Consider the following 724-nt stretch of genomic DNA (forward strand, 5'->3'; position numbering starts at 1 on the left):
CCAGCGCGTGTACTCGTGCTCGGCACCGGAAAGCGGGATCCTGGTCTTGGCCTTCAGCTTCACATGGCTGTCGATCCGGTCCGGCATGAAACATTCCTCGATCCAGCGCGGCCGGTACTCCTCGATCCGGGAGCAGAGGTCGACGGCATAGTCGAGATTCATGCTCTGCCAGCAGTCGAGCATGATGTCGTAGTCATCGCCCAAGGTCTCGCGCAGCGTGCGGACCAGGGCGACATTGGCCTTCATGCCCTCGTGGCCGCTCATGGGGCCATGGCGGAAGAACCATTTCTGGGCCTGGAAGCCCTTCTCCTTGAACTCGATGGCCCGCTCGCGGACCAGGCCCAGGTCGAGCACGGCATAGCCCAGCATCGAGCAATAGGCCGGCACCTCTTCCCTTGTGGGGCCGCCCAGGATCCGCCAGACCGGCTGGCCGAACGTTTTGCCCTTCAGGTCCCACAGCGCGCACTCGACTGCGGAGACCGCGATCATCGCCGCTCCCTGGCGGCCATGGACCAGGCGGCGGTGCATCTGGTCGAACAGGAGTTCGATCGCCAGCGGGTCGCGGCCAACGATCATCGGCTGGAGCTGGGTGATTGCCAGCCAGGCGGCATCCGGCCAGATCGGCCCGGCCGTGCCGATCACGCCATCATCCGTATGCACCTCCAAAAAGTGCTGGGTCATCCGGAACTTGTCGGGCGCCACCTGCTCACCCCCCTCGTTCCAG

Annotated in this window: 1 protein-coding gene; it reads right to left on the reverse strand. The window is 64.9% G+C overall.

Translation table 11 applies throughout. The features are described from left to right. Positions 1 to 724, reverse strand: a 724-nt coding sequence (locus EQG76_RS11850; RefSeq protein ID WP_321573452.1) for an enolase C-terminal domain-like protein, incomplete at both ends; no start/stop codon positions are given.

Source organism: Geminicoccus flavidas (assembly GCF_009806515.1).
Lineage (GTDB): Bacteria > Pseudomonadota > Alphaproteobacteria > Geminicoccales > Geminicoccaceae > Geminicoccus > Geminicoccus flavidus.